The sequence below is a fragment of the Aeromonas australiensis genome (genome assembly GCF_000819725.1).
GTDB lineage: Bacteria > Pseudomonadota > Gammaproteobacteria > Enterobacterales > Aeromonadaceae > Aeromonas > Aeromonas australiensis.
Genome location: NZ_CDDH01000045.1, coordinates 37,790 through 53,848, shown reverse-complemented (window position 1 = coordinate 53,848; position 16,059 = coordinate 37,790). Strand labels below are relative to the sequence as shown.

The 16,059-nt window shown below is 59.1% G+C and carries 16 protein-coding genes; 3 read left to right on the top strand and 13 right to left on the bottom strand.

Annotation, left to right across the window (positions count from 1 at the left end):
- Positions 1-58 precede the first annotated feature (58 nt).
- A complete protein-coding gene (gltS, locus tag BN1117_RS05840; protein WP_040095644.1) occupies positions 59-1,258 on the bottom strand; it encodes a sodium/glutamate symporter in 1,200 nt (399 codons plus the stop codon).
- Positions 1,259-1,705: 447 nt separating this feature from the next.
- Here gltS and ansA point away from each other — a divergent pair, with 447 nt between their 5' ends.
- Entirely contained in the window at positions 1,706-2,713 is a 1,008-nt protein-coding gene (gene ansA / locus BN1117_RS05835; protein ID WP_005297986.1) for an asparaginase, read from the top strand.
- Between the two features lie 283 nt (positions 2,714-2,996).
- Here the strand turns inward: ansA and BN1117_RS05830 are convergent, their stop codons facing one another.
- The gene (locus BN1117_RS05830; protein ID WP_040095642.1) at positions 2,997-3,305 is read right to left on the bottom strand and encodes a YeaC family protein; all 309 of its coding nucleotides are present in this window, start codon (positions 3,303-3,305) and stop codon (positions 2,997-2,999) included.
- A 40-nt stretch (positions 3,306-3,345) separates the two neighbouring features.
- On the bottom strand, positions 3,346-4,779 hold the full coding sequence (locus tag BN1117_RS05825) for a glyceraldehyde-3-phosphate dehydrogenase (protein WP_040095641.1): 1,434 nt from the start codon (positions 4,777-4,779) through the stop codon (positions 3,346-3,348).
- A 199-nt stretch (positions 4,780-4,978) separates the two neighbouring features.
- Here BN1117_RS05825 and BN1117_RS05820 point away from each other — a divergent pair, with 199 nt between their 5' ends.
- Complete coding sequence (locus BN1117_RS05820) at positions 4,979-5,779, top strand: DUF2989 domain-containing protein (RefSeq protein WP_040095639.1); 801 nt, start codon at positions 4,979-4,981, stop codon at positions 5,777-5,779.
- A gap of 7 nt (positions 5,780-5,786) precedes the next feature.
- Positions 5,787-6,350 (top strand): NUDIX domain-containing protein, encoded by a 564-nt coding sequence (locus BN1117_RS05815; RefSeq protein WP_040095638.1) that lies wholly within the window; start codon positions 5,787-5,789, stop codon positions 6,348-6,350.
- Positions 6,351-6,455: 105 nt separating this feature from the next.
- Here BN1117_RS05815 and lipA read toward each other — a convergent pair whose 3' ends face one another.
- From lipA to rsfS, 10 genes are all read right to left on the bottom strand, one after another.
- Positions 6,456-7,421 (bottom strand): lipoyl synthase, encoded by a 966-nt coding sequence (gene lipA, locus BN1117_RS05810; protein ID WP_040095636.1) that lies wholly within the window; start codon positions 7,419-7,421, stop codon positions 6,456-6,458.
- An 85-nt stretch (positions 7,422-7,506) separates the two neighbouring features.
- Positions 7,507-8,184 carry a lipoyl(octanoyl) transferase LipB gene (lipB, locus tag BN1117_RS05805; RefSeq protein ID WP_040095634.1) on the bottom strand — a complete coding sequence of 226 codons (678 nt, stop codon included), beginning with the start codon at positions 8,182-8,184 and terminating at the stop codon, positions 7,507-7,509.
- A 62-nt stretch (positions 8,185-8,246) separates the two neighbouring features.
- A complete protein-coding gene (gene ybeD / locus BN1117_RS05800) occupies positions 8,247-8,510 on the bottom strand; it encodes a DUF493 family protein YbeD (protein WP_005335178.1) in 264 nt (87 codons plus the stop codon).
- A gap of 292 nt (positions 8,511-8,802) precedes the next feature.
- Positions 8,803-9,993: a D-alanyl-D-alanine carboxypeptidase family protein gene (locus BN1117_RS05795; RefSeq protein ID WP_040095632.1), complete on the bottom strand. Its 1,191-nt coding sequence runs from the start codon at positions 9,991-9,993 to the stop codon at positions 8,803-8,805.
- 186 nt (positions 9,994-10,179) lie between these two features.
- Positions 10,180-11,142, bottom strand: coding sequence for a septal ring lytic transglycosylase RlpA family protein (locus tag BN1117_RS05790; protein WP_040095630.1), 963 nt, complete (start codon positions 11,140-11,142; stop codon positions 10,180-10,182).
- Entirely contained in the window at positions 11,084-12,082 is a 999-nt protein-coding gene (gene mltB, locus BN1117_RS05785) for a lytic murein transglycosylase B (RefSeq protein WP_040095628.1), read from the bottom strand. The genes BN1117_RS05790 and mltB overlap by 59 nt, the downstream gene beginning before the upstream one ends.
- Positions 12,082-13,185, bottom strand: coding sequence for a rod shape-determining protein RodA (gene rodA, locus BN1117_RS05780; protein ID WP_040095625.1), 1,104 nt, complete (start codon positions 13,183-13,185; stop codon positions 12,082-12,084). The genes mltB and rodA overlap by 1 nt, the downstream gene beginning before the upstream one ends.
- Positions 13,178-15,094 carry a penicillin-binding protein 2 gene (mrdA, locus tag BN1117_RS05775; RefSeq protein WP_040095624.1) on the bottom strand — a complete coding sequence of 639 codons (1,917 nt, stop codon included), beginning with the start codon at positions 15,092-15,094 and terminating at the stop codon, positions 13,178-13,180. Before mrdA ends, rodA begins: the two co-directional genes overlap by 8 nt.
- A gap of 53 nt (positions 15,095-15,147) precedes the next feature.
- On the bottom strand, positions 15,148-15,615 hold the full coding sequence (gene rlmH, locus BN1117_RS05770) for a 23S rRNA (pseudouridine(1915)-N(3))-methyltransferase RlmH (RefSeq protein WP_005335166.1): 468 nt from the start codon (positions 15,613-15,615) through the stop codon (positions 15,148-15,150).
- A gap of 19 nt (positions 15,616-15,634) precedes the next feature.
- On the bottom strand, positions 15,635-15,976 hold the full coding sequence (gene rsfS / locus BN1117_RS05765; RefSeq protein WP_040095622.1) for a ribosome silencing factor: 342 nt from the start codon (positions 15,974-15,976) through the stop codon (positions 15,635-15,637).
- Positions 15,977-16,059 lie beyond the last annotated feature (83 nt).

The window sequence follows — 16,059 nt, the reverse complement described above, 5'->3', positions numbered from 1 at the left end:
ACAAACAAAGAGCCCACCGAAAGGTGGGCTCTGATCATATACGTCTGACGGAAGGGAATTAGAGGAACGGCATTGCCATAAACAGCTTGATCACCATGGCGTTGATAATGTCGATAAAGAAGGCACCCACCATGGGCACCACCAGAAACGCCAGGTGGGAGGGGCCAAAGCGCTGGGTGATGGCCTGCATATTGGCAATCGCCGTGGGGGTTGCGCCAAGGCCAAAGCCGCAGTGTCCCGCAGCCAGCACGGCGGCGTCATAGTTTTTCCCCATGACCCGGAAGGTGACCAGCACGGCGTAGAGCGCCATGGCAAGCGTCTGGGCGGCCAGCAAGATGAAGATGGGCAGCGCCAGACTGGCCAGATCCCAGAGTTTCAGGCTCATCAGTGCCATTGCGAGGAACAGCGACAGACTGACGTTGCCGAGCAGGGCCACTTCGCGATCGCTCACCTCGTGCCAGTCGAGCAGGGTCAGCAGGTTGCGCAGCAGTACGCCGACAAACAGCACGCAGACAAAGACGGGCAGTTCCAGGGCACTGCCCTTCAGGTAGGCAGAGAGCATCTCCCCCCCCTTGAGACTGATGGCGATCAGCGCCAGTGTCTCAATCAGGCTGAACGGTGTGAGTGGGCGCTCCATATCGGGCATCTCGAAGCCTTGGGGGGCATCATCCCGGTTGTGTTCTTCACCGGGCACCTGCACCTTCTTCACGAGATAGCGGGCTACCGGTCCCCCGATCAATCCCCCCAGCACCAGGCCGAAGGTGGCGCAGGCGATGGCCAGCTCGGCCGCCGATTGCACCCCGTATTTTTCCGAGAAGATGCTGCTCCAGGCCGCACCGGTACCGTGGCCGCCGGAGAGGGTGATGGAGCCAGCCAGCAGCCCCATGTGGGGATCCAGACCGAGCAGGGTCGCCAGACCGACACCCAGACTGTTCTGCACCAGCAGCAGGCCGGTGACCACCATCAGGAAGGTAACCACCGCCTTGCCGCCGCGTTTGAGGCTGCCCAGATCGGCAGAGAGGCCGATGGAGGCGAAGAAAGCCAGCATCAGTGGGGTTTGCAGCGTGGTATCAAACTGTAGTTCGACCTGCATGGTGGAGCGTAACAGCAGCAGGATTAGGGCTACCACCAGACCGCCAGCGACCGGCTTGGGGATGTTGAAGGTACGCAGCAGCCCGACCCGGGTGACCAGCACCCGGCCAAGCAGCAATACCAGAGTGGCAGCGACCAGCGTTGCGTAGGAATCAAGTTGTAACATTCAGTACTCCCATGTTGATTGGCTGTGTCTTCTGTTGATGAAGACTCACAGATTCAGCCGGGATAAAAACCAGGGTGGCTAATGCGCCAACAAAGAAGGGGAAGCCTTTCCCCGCCCCAGGAAAAATGGGGCTTGTGCGGGCCTGAAATGCTCAGGTATCCAGATGAGATTTACGAAAAATCGGGCGGATTGTAGCAAAAAGCATCGTTAAATGCCAACTTTGTCGTATTAATGCTTGTTTTATTATCCTGTTGTGAAATTTAACACCATGATAGTGGGGGGTGGAAAAGTCAAAAAGAGGATAGGGAACGGCTGTCATTTAGGACGCTAGTCTCTATAATCCGCCGGTTTCCGCTGCATGCAGAGGCGCTGGCGGGTGTTGACATTGTGGTACCCCGAGTTGGCTCATTTGTTCCAGTGGCGTTCACTTCATCAAGAGGAGAGGGTGTGAAGAAGTCTATCTACATCGCCTACACAGGCGGCACCATAGGGATGCAACGTTCCGATCACGGCTATGTGCCGATGGCGGGCTTTATGGAAGACTGTCTGGCGCGGATGCCCGAGTTCCATCGTCCCGAGATGCCGGACTACCATATCCACGAATATGCGCCCCTCATCGACTCCTCCGACATGACCCCGGCGGATTGGCAGCGCATCGCCGAAGATATTCGCGACAACTACGAGAAATATGATGGCTTTGTGATCCTGCACGGCACTGACACCATGTCGTTCACCGCCTCGGCACTCTCTTTCATGCTCGAAGATCTGCACAAGCCGGTGATCATCACCGGCTCCCAGATCCCGCTCGCCGAGCTGCGCTCGGACGGTCAGCAGAACCTGCTCAATGCTCTCTATATCGCGGCCAACTACCCGATCCACGAGGTGACGCTGTTCTTCAACAACCAGCTCTATCGCGGTAACCGCAGCAAGAAGGTACACGCCGACGGCTTCCATGCCTTCGATTCCCCCAACTATCCGCCGCTGCTCAATGCCGGGATCGCCATCTCGCTGGAAGCGGGTGAGCTGGGTGTGCCCTCCGAGCGACCGCTGGTGCTGCACGACATCACCCCCCAGCCCATCGGCGTGGTGACCCTCTACCCGGGGATTTCGGCGGAGGTGATAGCGAACATCCTGCAGCAGCCGGTACGGGCGCTGATCCTGCTCTCGTTCGGGGTGGGCAACGCGCCACAGAATCCGGCCATGCTGGCGCTGCTCTCCGAGGCATCCGCCCGTGGCGTTATCATCGTCAATCTGAGCCAGTGCCTGCACGGCAAGGTCAACATGGGAGGCTATGCCACCGGCAATGCGCTCTCCCGTGCGGGCGTCATCTCGGGCTTTGACATGACCGCCGAGGCAGCGCTCACCAAGCTACACTTCCTGCTGAGTCAGGATCTGCCGGCGCCGCGCATCCGCGAACTGATGCAGCAGTCGCTGCGTGGTGAGTTGACCCCCTGAGCGTTACGGCCCTCATCCTAACCCTCTCTCAGCGGGAGAGGGGATAGATCGAGGTGCTGTGGGCCCTGATGCTTGCCATGAAAATCGTCGGCAGGTGGCCCGCTTACTGTTCGCCGCTGCGAGCCTGCCCCCTTCTACCCTGGCGGGAGAAGGGTTGGTGATGAGGGGGATGCTTTACCCGGTAGAGAGAGCAAAAGAGGGGAGCCATCATGGCTCCCCTCTTTGCAATTTATTGTGCTATTGCTGTGCGATTGGCCGCCGTGAGACGGGATGGCGAGAGGTCTCAGTGGTTGAGATTGACTCGCACTATCTCTTCCTCCACCGGCAGACTCTCATCGCGAAACAGCCGCTTGAGCTCGCTCTTGCTCTTCATCACGATCTCGCCGTCACGGCCGATGTTCATGTGCTCGGGGTTCTCGAGGTGCATCGCCTGCCAGGCCATCACGGCTTGCAGGGAGGTGGCCTTCTGCTCCTCGGTGAGGGGCTTGCCATCGGGCCACTTGCCCAGCTCGACCGCGGTCTTGAGCCGCTCGTACACTTCTTTGGGCATCAGTCTGATGGCCTGTTGAAACTCACCCTGTTGAAACGGCATCCGGCCTTCTCCTTGAACTATTGAGCAATAAACTTCGGGGTCAGCCCGGCAGATCCTGGCGGACTACGCCAGCCATCTGCTCCATTACCCGTACTACCTGACAACTGTACCCGAACTCGTTGTCATACCATACGTAGAGCACGCAGTGATCCCCCTCGGCGATGGTCGCCTGGGAGTCGACGATGCCTGCATAACGGGAACCCACCATGTCGGAGGAGACCAGCTCGGTGCTGGCACTGAAGTCGATCTGGCGATGGAGGGCCGAGCTCAGCGCCATCTGCTGCAGATAGGCGTTGAGGCTCTCCCGATCGGTGGCCTGCTCCAGCGACAGGTTGAGAATCGCCAGCGACACGTTGGGGGTCGGCACCCGAATGGCGTTGCCGGTCAGCTTGCCCTTGAGCTCGGGCAGTGCTTTGGCCACCGCCTTGGCGGCGCCGGTGCTGGTCATCACCATGTTGAGGGCTGCGCTGCGACCGCGCCGCTCGCCCTTGTGGTAATTGTCGATGAGGTTCTGGTCGTTGGTGTAGGAGTGGACGGTTTCGACGTGGCCGTGGCGGATGCCGTATTTCTCCTGCATCACCTTGAGCACCGGGGTGATGGCATTGGTGGTGCAGGAGGCAGCGGAGACTATCTTGTCATCCGGGCCTATCACCTCATGGTTGACCCCGAACACAACGTTTTTCATCTCCCCCTTGCCCGGGGCGGTCAGCAATACCTTGCCGGTACCACGCGCTTTCAGGTGCTCGGAGAGACCTGCTTCGTCGCGCCAGACGCCGGTGTTGTCAACGATCAGGGCATCGTGAATGCCGTAGGCGGTGTAGTCAATGTCGGCCGGGCTGTTGGCGTAGATCACCTGAATGAAGGTGCCGTTGGCGATGATGGCACTACGATCCACATCCACCTCGATGGATCCGTTGAAGGGGCCATGCACCGAGTCGCGGCGCAGCAGGCTGGCGCGTTTTTCCAGATCGCCTTCGCGACCGCCGCGTACCACGATGGCACGCAGCCGCAGCGGATTGGCGGCGCCGGTGCGCTCGATCAGCAGGCGGGCCAGCAGGCGGCCGATACGGCCAAAGCCGTAGAGCACCACGTCGGTTGGCTGTGGCATCTGGCTGCGGCCCAAAGCCGGTGCCAGTCTGGCTTGCAGGTAGTCCTCGATCCCCGCCTCATCCTGATGGTCCTGCCAGTAGCTGACGGCCAGCTTGCCAAGGTCAATCTCGGCGGCGGTGGGTTTGAGGGCAACAATAGCTTGCAGCAGGGAGAAGCTCTGCTGAATGGGTAGGGGGGCGCCCTGGTGGCGGCGGACGACCCGGTGGGCTTTCAGGATATCGATGGTAGAGGCGTTTTGCAGCGGACGTCCGAAGAGGGTGATCTCGATCCCTTGTTGTCGGTAGAGGCGACCTATCAAGGGCTGCATGGCTTCGGCGAGCGCCTGGCTCTCCTGCCACGCCTGCAAGTAGTGCTCGTGGGTCATTGACCAGATCCTTTATTTCACGTTGTTGGGGCAAACATCGAAATTCGTCGAATGCAGATCAGTGTAGGGGTCTATATTTCGTTATATTATTCTGCAATCGCGACCTTATATGGCGCGCGCATTGTAATGGATATGTAGCTTGCTTGCTAGCCGGTGGTGGTTGCAAGGGGTATTGGTTGTTATCAACAAGATGTAAATTATGACTCTTTTGCCACTGCGTACCTTACTGTTCATGCTTCCCTGCGGCTTCATGCTGACTGCTTGCAACGATGACAGGCTTCTCAACATTTGTGCCAATAGCCCGGCTCTCTGTCAGGATCTGGTGGACGATGGCTGGTGTCGTTATGAGCGTACCGATGTGATCCGCAGCCGTTTCTATTTGCAGGAAGAGGGGACGGACAGACGCAAGTTTGAATTGATACGCAATCTGGAACACTATCTAAAGTGTGCCGAGCGTTCCACCAGCATAGAGTACAAGAGGGCCAACGAGCGTAAAAACCCCAGAGTGGAAGGCATGATGGCGGCTAGCGAGCAGTTGGCCCAGCTTGGTGCGGCGACCCGTAACTCTCAAGATCCTTACTTGCTGCTCTGGCACTGGACCAACAACACCAATGAAGCTGCCCGTCAGCAGTTCCTGGCGCTGGAAGGGCAGCCGGTACTCGATGAGCCCGAGCTGCAGCTGGCGCTCGGCGGCATGTATGCCAAGAGCGATCCTGAAAAAGCCATCTCTATCCTGCAGCACGGACTTGCTCTGTATCGTAAAGGGGAGAAGATCAACAGCCGTATATTCACCTCCCTCAGCACCCTCTATATGGGCCAGAAGCAGTACGGTCAGGCCTATCTGTGGGGCAAGGTGAGCGAGTCGTTTCAGGATGCACCTGAGGTTTCTGCCAAGCGTTTTGGTATCTATCACTCCCTGAGCAAGACCGAGCAGGATGGCTACGATGTGAGGGCGGCCGAGATTGTCGCTCAGCTCAAACGCGGCAACTACCGGCCCTGATACCGTGATGATGACGCTTGCCCCGGCCAGCTGTTGGCCTAATCCTTTCGATCTCTCTTTCGTTCATGGTGAGGTGCTCACTGATGGCCGCACTCTGGAGCGGCTCACTGTGCGTGCCGTGGTCCCCCGTGGCGACGAGTTGTTGCTGGTTCACTCCCGGGTTAACGGCGATCTGATGTTCCCCGGTGGCGGCATTGAAGCGGGGGAGAGCCACTATGCGGCACTGGCGCGCGAGCTGCTGGAGGAGTGCGGTGCCGAGCTGCGGGAATTACAGTGCCTGCTTGGCGAAACCCGCGAATATCGAGCCGCTCGCGAGCCGGGGTTTGATGCCTACTGCATCCGCTCCCTCTACTATCTGTGCCGGATTGGTGATCAGCTGGTGGCGCCGCAGCCGCAGCCCTACGAGGTCCGCCTCGGCTTCGTGCCCGGCTGGTTTGCCCTCGACGAAGCGCTGCAGACCAACAAGACCCAGTTGGCGGGGCCTTGTCCCCAGTGGACGGCGCGAGAGACCCGGGTGTTGGCCCAGCTGCAACGCTGGCATCAGCAGGGGATCTTCGACAGCGATTGTTGAGCACACTCAAACGGAAACGGTCAGTGACACCAACAAAAAGAGCGCCAATAGGCGCTCTTTTTCATTGCGAAGGTGGCGGTTACTTGGCCACTCTGTCGTGCGAGATCATTTGACCTCTTCGCCCTTGGCTTGCAGGTCCGCATGGTAGGAGGAGCGGACAAAAGGACCGCAGGCGGCGTGGCTGAAGCCCAGCTCCATGGCCACCTCTTTCAGCTCGTCAAACTCTGCAGGCGGCACGTAGCGCTTCACCGGCAGGTGGTGGCGGCTTGGCTGCAGATACTGACCCAGGGTCAGCATGTTGACGCCGTGGGCGCGCAGATCCTTAAGCACCTCGACGATCTCTTCGTTGGTTTCGCCAAGGCCCATCATCAGACCTGATTTGGTCGGTACATGGGGGTGCATCTCCTTGATGCGGCGCAGCAGCTCCAGCGACCACTTGTAGTCGGCACCGGGGCGGGCGACACGATACATGCGCGGCGCGGTTTCCAGGTTGTGGTTGAAGACGTCCGGCGGGGTCTCGCGGAATACCTCCAGCGCCTGCTCCATCCGGCCACGGAAGTCCGGGGTCAGGATCTCGATGCGGGTCTGCGGGCTGTGCTCGCGGATCTCGCGAATGCAGTCGGCGAAGTGCTGGGCACCGCCATCGCGCAGGTCATCACGGTCCACCGAGGTGATCACCACGTACTTGAGGTTCATCTCCTTGATGGTCAGTGCCAGCTTCTTCGGCTCTTCCGGATCGAGTGCCAGCGGGCGGCCGTGGGCCACATCGCAGAAGGGGCAGCGGCGGGTGCAGATGGCGCCCATGATCATAAAGGTGGCGGTGCCGTGGTTGAAGCACTCTGCCAGGTTGGGGCAGGAGGCCTCTTCACAGACCGAGTGCAGCTTGTTTTTGCGCAAGGTGCTCTTGATGTGTTCGATCTTCTGGCTGGAGGGAGGGAGTTTGATCCGCATCCAGTCCGGCTTGCGAAGGAGTTCTTCGTTGGGATCCGGCATGAATTTCACCGGGATCAGGGCCATCTTGTCGCCATCGCGCAGCTTGACGCCCGGCTCCATACGAACGGGTTTGCTCATGATTCACTCTCGGTGTTTGTTATTGTCTGATGGATAGTCACCAGGGGCGCTTCGGCGCCCTCATGGTTGCACGACATGGGCTTGCTCATGTGGCTTCTTCGGTATTGATGATCGTTTGGTAGCCAATCAGGCTGGCCAGTTCGGCCACCAGAATGGCTTGCGCCTCGGTCACGCTTTGCGGGCCGCCCAGGGCGCTGGTCTGGGTCATGGCCATGCCGGCATAACCGCACGGATTGATGTGCAGGAAGGGGGTCATGTCCATGTTGATATTGAGGGCCAGCCCGTGGAACGAGCACCCCTTGCGGATGCGCAGACCCAGCGAGGCCAGTTTTGCCTCCATGCCAAGGTCATTCTTCACATAGACCCCGGGGGCATCGGCCTTGGCATAGGCCAGGATATCCCTTTTGGCGAGGGTGTTGATGATGGCGGTCTCCAGCGCGGTCACCAGCTCGCGCACCGAGAATTTGCAGCGGCGGACATCCACCAGTACGTAGAGCACCAGCTGGCCCGGACCGTGATAGGTCACCTGACCACCGCGATCGCTCTGTACCACCGGGATATTGCCCGGATTGAGCAGGTGTTCGGCCTTGCCGGCCTGCCCCTGGGTATAGACGGGATCGTGCTCGACTACCCAGAACTCGTCCGGGGTATCGCTGGTGCGGTTGTCGGTGAAGGCTTTCATGGCGTCCCATACCGGCTGGTAGGGGCGGCGCCCCAGTTGCCTGACAATCAGGCTGGACTGGGCGGGGATCTGGGATGACATGGCGTCCTCGTGGCGTGCTGCGGCCAAAAACAGTCGCCCCGCAGAACGGGGCGAGAGAGAAATTACAGTACGTATTTCACCAGCTCGATCTTGCCAAGGGCATGGTACATCGCTTCGATGTGTTCTTTGCTCTGGGCAGTTACGGTCACGCGGACCGAGTGGTAGTTGCCCTTGGAGCTGGGCTGGACAGTCGGGCTGTAGGTGCCGGGGGCGTGCTGCTGCAGCACTTCAACCACCATTTCCGGCAGTGCCGGGTCGGCAACGCCGAGCACCTTGAACGGGAATTTACAGGGAAACTCCAGCAGTTCATCAAACTTGGTATTCATTTACTCACCTTTTGCGTCATCACCGGGATGACTTCATCTTGGATGGCTAGTGGCCGATGGCCCGTGGAGGCCGCCATATCAAGTCTATATGGGCACGGCTCATAACTATATGGGCGCAGCCCGGACCGGGATCAAGGCCGGGATCGGTCAGACAAGAATGGAAGTGCTGCTTTTTACCACAAATCAGGGTAAGGCGGAACCTGCAGTTTACAGGGTTATTCACTGCCTTTGCCGCTCACAGACAGCAGCGGCGCCTGTTGGCGCCGCTGTTTGGTGAGGATTGTGCGTTGGATTACTTGAACCAGCTGGTGACCAGCAGTACCAGATAGTCCCACAGACGGCCCATCAAGCCACCTTCCTGCACCTCTTCCAGGGCGACCAGTGGCACCTGCTTGATCTCTTTGTCACCCTGTTTCAGGAACACGGTGCCGACACGCTGTCCCTTGGCCAGCGGCGCTTTCAGCTCGCTGTCGAGCTGGAAGTCTGCCTTCAGGTTATTGCCCTGACCACGGGTCACCAATACGGAGACATCTTTGTCGACGCCCAGTTTCACTTCAGACTTGTCGCCCATCCAGATCTTCTGGGTCACCAGCTCGGTGCCCGCCTTGTAGGGGGTCAGGCTTTGGAAGAAGCGGAAGCCATAGGTGAGCAGCTTCTTGCTTTCATCTGCCCGGCTCCGCTCACTGCTGGCGCCCAGCACCACGGCGATCAGGCGCATGCCTTCGTTATTGGTGGCAGAAGAGACCAGGTTATAACCAACCTGGCTGACGTGGCCGGTCTTGATGCCATCCACCTGCAGTGATTGATCCCACAACAGACGATTACGGTTGTGTTGCGTGATGCCGTTGAACACGAAGGACTTCTGGGCGTAGATCTTGTACTCCTCGGGCTGATCATGGATCAGTGCCTGACCCAGGCGAGCCATGTCGCGGGCGGTACTGTAGTGACCCTCTTCATCCAGACCGTGGGGGTTTTTGAACTGGGTGTCCTTCATGCCGAGCTTGGCAGCCCAGGCGTTCATCAGGCTGGCGAAGGAGTCGGTGCTACCCGCCAGATGCTCAGCCATGGCGACACAGGCGTCGTTGCCGGACTGAATGATGATGCCCTTATTGAGATCATCAACGGAGACCTGCTTGCCTACCTCGATAAACATCTTGGAGGAGTCGGAGTAGTTCTTGGACCAGGCGTTCTGACTGATGGTCACCATATCGGTGCCCTTGATGTTTCCCTTGAGCAGTTCATCGCCAATGATGTAGGAAGTCATCATCTTGGTCAGACTGGCAGGAGGCAGGCGCTCGTCAGCATTCTGCTCGGCCAGTACCTGACCAGAGTAGTAGTCGATCAGGATATGGGCCTTGGCGGAGATCTCCGGCGCCGCAGGCACCACCATGGGGGTGGCATTGGGGGTCGGGATCGGAGTATTGGCCTGGGCGGTTAGGCTGATCAGTGAGGCCAGAAGAACTGAACGGGCAAATTTGGACATCTTGAAATTCCTGCGAGCCAGATGGGGATAAAATGCGGGCCTAACTATACCAGATGCGCCCGCAGGTGATAGCCCGAGATGGCGATCAGAACTGGTTTTTTATCCATCACTCCCTGTCATCACGCCATAAAACGACGGGATGACAGTGAGTAAGCGGTTAGTCACATCCGCGGCAAAAGGGGGCGATCAGGGCACGATAAAGGCCTGTTCCAGCCCGCCCTGACGTACTTTTTCCAGCACACTTGCCTGCTGGGCGGCGGCGACCGGGCCAATTAGCACCCGGAAAATGGCGCCATGAGCATCGATTCGGTAGGGCACGCCGTAACGCTGGGTCATCACCTTGCCCATCGCCTCGGCCCGATCCCGGGAGCCGCTGGCCAGCACCTGGATCATCTTGCCATCACCACTGCTGGCAGGCGCTGCAGCCTTGGCCGGTGCCGCATTCGCGGGCTTGCTTGCAGGTGCTTTGACGGGAGCTGGCTCGGCGGCTGGGGTGGCCATCGCCAGCGCGGTCGGTTCACCCAGGAAGCCATCCTGCGACATCGGTTGCGCTGCTGCCGGGGAGGTTGGGGTCATCTCGATGGGCTTCATCGGCTCCATGATCACCATCTGATCCGGAGTGTCGCTGATCAGCTCCAGCCGTACTCGGGCCTCACCGCTATCGACCATCTCCAGCTGCCTGGCCGCTGCGTAGGAGAGGTCGATCAGGCGCGGGCTGTTGAACGGACCGCGATCGTTGACCCGCACTATGGTCTCCAGCCCGTTGTCCAGATTGGTGACCCGCACATAGCTAGGGATAGGCAGGTTGCGGTGAGCGGCACTGAACAGCTTGCTGTCCAGCACATCGCCGTTGGCGGTCTGCTGGCCGTCCAGATCCGGCGACAGCCAGCTGGCGGTGCCCTCTTCGCTGTAGTGTTTGATGTCGCGCCACACCTCGTGCTTCTGTTTGCCGATCCAGTAGTCTCGATTGCCGCTGGCACTCAGGGGTTCGGGGCGCGGGATGGCACCGGTGGCTTGCGGGATCTCGATAACGGGAGGTTTGTTGACCGGTGCTTGCGGCTCGACGGGGGCAGTCTGTTCCGGTTGGCTGCTACAGGCGGCCAGCAACAAGCTCAGGCTGAGGGGGAGGAGTTTGTGACGAAGATGCATACGCTTCCTGAATGGCTTGGCTAAGTTGATACACCGCCATCGCATAGAGTGGGCTGCGATTGTACCGGGTGATCACATAAAAGTTATGCCGTGCGACCCAGTATTCCGGTCCATCGGCTTGGGCAAACGCCAGCAACTTGACCGGCGTCTGTGGGGCCAGTGGCGTGGCGAGCTCAATCCCTGCCGCCGCCAGTTCTGACCACTGTTGGGTTAACTCAGGCTCAGGCCGGAGTAGCGGCTCGACCGCCATCAGCCCGACCTGGGCCGGTTCCACCACGGATTCCCCCCAGCGCCACTGGTGGCTGGCAAAATAGTTGGCTACGCTGCCGATGGCATCGACCGGGTTGGCAAACAGGTCCCGCTTGCCATCCCCGTCAAAATCGACGGCGTAGTGGCGATAGCTGGAGGGCATAAATTGCCCCATCCCCATGGCGCCGGCATAGGAGCCCTTGAGGCGCTCCAGGTGCCAACCCTCTTCCCTTGCCAGCAACACCAGCTGGGCAAACTCTTTGGCAAAGAAGGCACTTCGCTCGGGATAGTGAAATCCCAGGGTGTAGAGGCTATCGAGCACCGGATGACGGCCCATCTGGCGACCATAGAAGGTCTCGACTCCGATGATGGCAACGATGAGCGACGCGGGTACCCGATAGATCTGCTCCGCGCGGGCTAGCGTCTCGGCATGCTGCTGCCAGAACTGCTGGCCGTCACGGATCCGATCCGGGGTAACGAACAGTGGCCGATAGCGATGCCAGGGTTTGGCTTCCCACGGTTTACTGATGGCATCAAGCACCTCCTGGCGCAGCTGGGCGCGGGCGACGGCAGCCTGCAGCTCCACCAGTGGCACCTGCTGTTGCTCGGCGAGCTGTGCCAGTCGTTCCGGTGGCACGGCGGCAGTGGCCATCGAGGTTGCACACGAGAGCAACAATGCGATGGCTCTCATCAGGCGAGCAGCCTTCTGTGAGTCTGGATCGACATCAGGATGCCAAAGCCCGCCATCAGGGTCACCATGGAGGTGCCGCCATAACTCACCAGTGGCAGAGGCACCCCCACCACAGGCAGAATGCCGCTTACCATGCCCATGTTGACGAACACATAGACAAAGAAGGTGAGAGTGATGGCACCGCCCAGCAACCGTTCGAAGCTGCTCTGGGCCTGCATCGAGATAAACAGGCAGCGACTGATGATGTAGAGGTAGAGCACCAGTAGCAGGGCAACCCCCACCAGACCGAACTCCTCGCTAAATACCGCGAAGATAAAGTCGGTGTGACGCTCCGGCAGAAACTCCAGCTGGGACTGAGTGCCCTGTAGCCAACCCTTGCCAAACACGCCGCCTGATCCGATAGCGATCTTGGACTGGATGATGTGATAGCCACGACCAAGCGGGTCTTTCTCCGGGTCGATGAGCATCATCACCCGCTGTCGTTGGTAGTCGTGCATCAAAAAGAACCAGAGTACCGGCATAAAAGCCAGGATCAGCATGACTGCAAGGCCTATCAGCCACCAGCTGAGCCCTGCCAGGAAGATGACGAAGAAGCCGGAGGCGGCCACCAGAATCGAGGTGCCAAGGTCTGGCTGGGCGGCGATCAGCAGGGTGGGCAGCAGCACCATGATGAGGGCGATCACCACATGGCTGAACTTGGGAGGCAGCGAGTGGCGACTGAGCCAGGCCGCCACCATGATCGGCATGGAGAGCTTCATCACCTCTGAGGGCTGGAACTTCATAAAGCCGAGATCGAGCCAGCGTTGCGCCCCCTTGCCGATATGACCGAATACATCTACCGCGATGAGCAGCAGTACCACCACGGCGAACAGCGGCACCGACCAGCGGGCATAGAGGGAGGGCGGCAGCTGCGCCATCCCCAGCATCAAGGCAAACGCGAGCCCGCCACGCACCAGTTGGCGCACAATGGATTCCATATCCTGGCCGGATGCCGAGTAGAGCACCACCAGCGAGAGGGTCATCACGGTCAGTAGCCCCAGCAACAGGGGCAAGTCGATATGCAGCTTGTACCAGATACTCTGCTGGCGGGCAGAATTACTCATGAGGAACCACCTCTTCAGACTGGGGCTTCTTGGCCGGTGCGGGCGGAAGCTGGGGTTCGGGAGGCAGCAGATAGGCATCCAGCATGGCACGGGCGACCGGGGCAGCATTTTTACCGCCGCCACCGGCATTTTCCAGTACCAGTGCTACCACTGCTTTTGGCGCCTCAAAGGGGGCGTAAGCAATAAACAGGGCATTATCCCGGTGTTCAACCTTGATTTTGTTGGCATCGTACACTTGGTTTTCTTTCAGTCCTACCACCTGTGCGGTTCCTGACTTGCCAGCCGAGGCATAAGCGGTATGAGCAAAGGCGTGGCGACCACTGCCCTCATTACCGTGGTTAACACGCCACATGGCATCTTGCGCTACTTTCCAGGTGTTTTCATTTTTGACTTTGAGAGCCATTTCCCGATTTACCGGGGCCTCTTCATTGCCCCGGGTTGAGACGAAGCGTTTGAGCATGTGAGGTGTTACATCATGGCCATTTTGGGTCAGGATACTGGTGGCTCTTGCCAGCTGAATGGGGGTTGCGCTCCAGTATCCCTGGCCTATACCGACGGAAATCGTGTCTCCCTGATACCAGGGTTGGCGCCAGCGAGCCATCTTCCATTCTCTTGATGGCATGACTCCCTTGGTCTCCTCATAGATATCGACTCCACTGTACTGACCAAAGCCAAATTTGGTCATGTAGTTATGCATTTTGTCGATACCGACCCGATAGGCCAGGTCGTAGAAATAGGTGTCCGCAGAGACTTCAACAGCACGGTAGACATCTAGCCAGCCATGGCCCCAACGGCGCCAGTCACGAAATTTTTTGGTGGTGCCCGGAATAGAGAAAGAAGGGCCACCAAAAAAGCGATAATTGGGGGTGATGGCCCCTTCATTGAGTCCCATGACGGCCAGCATGGGTTTGACGGTGGAGGCTGGGGCATAGATCCCCTGAGTGGTACGGTTCACCAGTGGCCGGGCCGGATCATTAAGCAGTGCCGAGTAGTTGGCACTGGAGATACCAGTCACAAACAGATTGGGGTCGTAGCTTGGGCTCGACTCCATGGCAATAATGGCTCCGGTCTTGGGGTCCATCATCACAATGGCACCGCGCTGCCCTCCCAGCAGTTGCTGGGCCTTGAGCTGCATCCGGATGTCGATATTGAGATAGATATCCTTGCCCGGGATCGGAGCTTGGAACTTGAGGGTGCGGACGATCCGGCCGCGGTTATTGACCTCGACCTCTTGATAGCCGGCCACACCGTGCAGCTCATCCTCGTAATACTTCTCTACACCCTGCTTGCCGATATCCTTGGTGGCTGCGTAGTTGGCGAGTTTCTCTTCCTTCTCGAGGCGCTCCACGTCACGGGTGTTGATCTTGGCCACATAGCCCAAAGCGTGGGTGAGGGTGTCACCAAAGGGGTAATAGCGCTTGAGGTAGGCCTCGATGCTGGCGCCCGGGTAGTTATGCTGGTTGACCGAGAAGAGGGCCACCTGATATTCGGTCAGCTTCTCGTAGAGGGGGACCGGCTTGAAGCGGCGTTGGCGCTTCACTTCGGCGAGAAACTTCTCTTTGGTCCCTTCTGGCAGCTTCAGCAGGGTGATCAGCTGATCTGCGGTTTGTTCGAGATCAGTGGTCTCTTCCGGCACGATTTCCAGACTGTAGACCGGGCGGTTTTCTGCCAGCAGTACCCCGTTGGTGTCATAGATGAGACCCCGTGGCGGCGCCACCGGGACGACACGAATGCGGTTGGAGTTTGAGCGAGTCTGGTAGGTGTCGTAGGACTCCACCTGCAGGTAATAGAGATTGCCCAGCAGCACCAGCATCAGCACGACGATGCCGATGTAGGCTACCAGGGTGCGCCGGAAGAACAGATTGCCCTCGGCACTGTGATCGCGCATCTCGATGCGTTGTTTCAGCATGCCTTTACCTCAAGACCCTTGGGGGCAATAACAGCAGGAACGGACTGCATTGTTCACTCTCTGTGATAAGGGTGATTGGTGGTAATACTCCAGGCCCGATAGAGGCTCTCGGCCACCAGTACCCGCACCAGCGGATGGGGCAGGGTGAGCGGTGACAGTGACCAGCTCTGCTCGGCCGCGGCCTTGCACTCGGGGGAGAGACCTTCCGGTCCACCGACCAGCAGGGCCACATCACGGCCATCGAGTTTCCACGCTTCCAGCTGGGTTGCCAACTGCTCGGTGGTCCAGGGCTTGCCGGGAATATCGAGGGTGACGATGCGCGAGCGCCCCGCGGCCGCCAGCATGGCTTCCCCTTCTTTTTGCAGGATGCGGGGAATGTCGGCATTCTTGCCCCGTTTGCCAGCGCCGATCTCGACGAGTTCAAACGGCATATCTTTGGGGAAACGGCGACGATACTCTTCGAAGCCATGCTCTACCCAGGCGGGCATCTTGGTGCCCACCGCAATCAACTGGATCTTCATGGTCGTTACACTTGTGCTCTTATTGCGTATTCATTTGAGCGGTACCGCTCCACAGCTTTTCCAGTTGGTAGAAGTCACGGTGTTCATCCTGCATCACATGCACGATCACCGAACCCATATCTACCAGCACCCATTCACCGCTCAGCTGCCCCTCCACGCTCAGCAGGTCGAGCCCGGCATGGCGGGCCTCGCTGGCCAGATGGTGGGCAATGGCGCTGACGTGACGACTGGAGTTGCCGGAACAGACGATCATGGTATCAGTAATGCTGGATTTGCCGCGTACATCGAGGGTGATGATGTCGCGGCCTTTCATGTCATCGATCTTGTCGATGATAAAGGCATGCAGTTCTTGGCCTTGCAATGAGTCTCTCCTCTGTTCCGTCGCGCGGTGACTTGCGTCAGGGCGGCGGATTATATCATGGTCACTCCCGTTTCCCATCGGGC